The sequence below is a fragment of the Streptomyces albidochromogenes genome (assembly GCF_005981925.1).
GTDB classification, from domain to species: domain Bacteria; phylum Actinomycetota; class Actinomycetes; order Streptomycetales; family Streptomycetaceae; genus Streptomyces; species Streptomyces albidochromogenes.
On sequence record NZ_VBVX01000557.1, the window covers coordinates 1 to 2,031 of the forward strand.

A 2,031-nucleotide genomic window follows, 5' to 3' on the forward strand; every position below is an offset into this window, starting at 1 on the left:
GGGTGCGCCGAAGGCCGGCGCGGGCTGGGAAGCCTGGGGCGGCGGAGCGAACGAAGGCGCGGCGGCCTGCGGTTGCGCGGCCGGCTGCTCCTCGGCCACCTCGCCGCCGAAGTTCTTCAGCAGGGCTTCGAGCCCGCCGTCGAAGCCCTGGCCGATCGCGGCGAACCGCCACACGTCCTTGAGGTAGAAGTCGCCCAGCATCACCGCGCGCTCGGTGGTGAACTCCGCGCCCGTGAAGGCGTACCTGACGACCTCTTCACCCCCCGCGACGATACGGATGTAACCGGGGCCCACCTGCGACATCTGTCCCGCGCCGTCGATCGTCGCGGTGAAGGAGAGCCGGTGGATGTTCGCCGGGATGCGGTCCAGCGTGACGCGGAACGACTCGGTGTCGCCCGACTGCGGGCCGAGCTGCTGAATCGACTCCTCGGGCGACTTCGGCTGGTTGAAGAAAATGAAATACCGGTCGTCCGAGAGCTGCTCGTTGACGTCGAGTCCGAAACAGCTGATGTCGAAGGTGAGACCGGGTGCTGCGATCTGCACGCCTACGTACAGGTCCGTACCCGCTGTGAGGTCACTGATTTTGGCCTTGTGGCCACGTTGGAATTCCCTGGTCATGCGTAACGACCGTCCCCCATCCCGAGGTGAATGCGTCGCGTCAGGCTAACCCGCGCACGGGGACATCCGGCCAGGCCGGTACACACTCGGTACACAATCACCCAGCGTCACTCGGTGCGTGCGCCCGGCAGGTACGGAAGCCGCTCGGCGGCGACCACTCCTTCGAGGTATCCGCGGGCGCGCTCGGTGCGCGGGTACGCCTCCAGGAGCTGCCAGAAGCGCGGGCCGTGACCGGGAACGAGCAAGTGGGCGAGCTCGTGGAGGAGCACGTAGTCGACGACGTACTCGGGCATGCCCTGGAGGCGGTGCGAAAGCCTGATGCTGCCCTCGGCCGGAGTGCACGAGCCCCAGCGGGTGTTCTGGTTCGTCACCCAGCGCACGGAGGCCGGGCGCGCCCGTCCGTCGAAGAACTGTGCGGACAGCTGCTGGGCGCGCTCGGCGAGTTCGGCGTCGCCGAAGACGCGCTTGCTCTCCTGGGCGGCGAGCCTGTCGAGCATCACGCTCACCCAGCGCTGCTCCTCGGCCTCCGACATGCGGTCGGGGATGAGCACGATCGTGCGGTCGCCCTCGCGGTACGCGGACACCGTCCTGCTGCGGCGGGCGCTTCGGCGGACCTCGACAGCGCTCGGCCGCGAGCCGCGGGGCGGCTGGTTCTTCGCGCGGTGCAGGGGGTCGACGGGCACGCCACGACGTTACCCGCTGTCAGTGGCGGAAGTCCCACCTCCGGATGGTTCGAACGCGATCCACTCCCCGGCGCGGCATTGGAACGACTCGTACGACTAATACCCGGCACCTGTGGACAACTTTCGTCCCTCTCGGATCACGCCGGGCATTCTGAGGGCGGAGCGGATCTTGCGAGAAAGGATCTTGTAAGAGCGCGACTTGTGGCGGAGGAACGGGGGCGGCGATATGCATCCGATGGTGAAGCCCGCGCTGCGGCGCGCATGGCGGGACCGGCAGACCGTGCAATTCGGCATGACGTCCGGGCACGCGGTGACGGTGGGTCCGGTGGATACGGCGACGGGCGGATTCCTCGCGCTGCTCGACGGGACGCGCGGCCTTCCGCTGCTGCGCGAGGAGGCCCGGATGATGGGGCTGCCCGACGGGCGGGTGGACGAGCTGGTGGCGAGGCTCACATCGGCCGGGCTGATCGACGACGCGACGGCGGGCGGCGCGCAGGCGGACGCGCTGCGGGGGCGCGCCGAGGCGTTCGACCGGCTCCGCCCCGACCTGGCGGCCCTCTCCGTCGTCCACTGCGAACCGGGCGGCGGGGCACGGCGGCTGGCGGCGCGGCGCGCGATGCGGGTTCAGGTGCGGGGCGCCGGGCGGGTCGGCGCGACGATCGCGTCGGTACTGGCCGCCGGGGGCGTGGGGCAGGTCGAGGTGCTGGACGGCGGGTGTACGGAGCGGTGG

Annotated in this window: 2 protein-coding genes and 1 pseudogene; 1 reads left to right on the top strand and 2 read right to left on the bottom strand. The window is 70.3% G+C overall.

The window, feature by feature from the left end:
• Together E2E34_RS33790 and E2E34_RS33795 are read right to left on the bottom strand one after the other, a co-directional pair.
• Window positions 1-618 (bottom strand): TerD family protein (locus tag E2E34_RS33790; protein ID WP_138905639.1); only part of this gene is annotated, 618 nt, incomplete at its 3' end.
• A gap of 107 nt (window positions 619-725) precedes the next feature.
• Window positions 726-1,301, bottom strand: coding sequence for a M48 metallopeptidase family protein (locus E2E34_RS33795; protein WP_138905640.1), 576 nt, complete (start codon window positions 1,299-1,301; stop codon window positions 726-728).
• 226 nt (window positions 1,302-1,527) lie between these two features.
• On the opposite strand from E2E34_RS33795, the pseudogene E2E34_RS33800 reads away from it, so the two are divergent.
• Window positions 1,528-2,031 (top strand): annotated as a pseudogene (locus E2E34_RS33800) (ThiF family adenylyltransferase); the annotation flags it as partial.